1 protein-coding gene is annotated in these 695 nt (G+C 41.2%); it reads left to right on the plus strand.

Features of this window, described 5'->3' with window-relative positions; all coding sequences use genetic code 11:
- Window positions 1-695 (plus strand): transposase (locus tag AB4585_RS25300; RefSeq protein WP_372171527.1); only part of this gene is annotated, 695 nt, incomplete at both ends.

A 695-nucleotide genomic window follows, 5' to 3' on the forward strand; every position in this document is an offset into this window, starting at 1 on the left:
ATTTCGCAGTTAAAAAACTGTACCGCTATTGGCATTGATGTCTCTAAAAAGACGCTAGATTTTGCAGGATTAACGGCAGGAAAAACCATTCTGTATCAACTCAACAACACCGTAGAGTCGATAGAAAAGTTGGCTGAAAAGCTCGTAGAATCGCAGTACAAAGGTAAAATAATCTGTGAATCAACCGGCCACTATCATCTCAAGTTAGTCTCTGTATTTTCAAAGCATAATCTTAATCTCTACGTCATTAATCCATTGCAATCGAGCAAGCATAGCAAAGCTAACATTCGCAAGACTAAAACAGATCCCGTCGATGCTGAGACACTAGCCACAATGTGTCTTACTGAGAGAAACCTGCCTAAACCGACTAAACTAAGTGACCGTAATCTATTGATTACATTGAAAGTAGGCCAAATAAAGGCAATAGAGAAGCTAATACAGAAAATGGGGAGTAGCCTTCGTTTGTTCAAGGAAACTTATCAAGGTTTAGGGTTTGAGTTAGATGAAGTTCAACAAGAGCTCGCTACGAAACTGGCGGAATTAAAGTCGCTTCACAAGCGTATGCTTCGAGAGCTTGAGGCCTTGATTGTTGAAACTAACGAAAGCGCAAGAGACACCGATATCTTAGCCAGTATTCCAGGCATCTCTTCGACCACTGCAGCTCTTTTAAGCCAACTGGATAGAAGGGGTAAGAG

The sequence above is a fragment of the Vibrio sp. 10N.222.49.C9 genome, assembly GCF_041474985.1.
In the GTDB taxonomy this organism is placed as follows: Bacteria; Pseudomonadota; Gammaproteobacteria; order Enterobacterales; family Vibrionaceae; genus Vibrio; species Vibrio crassostreae_C.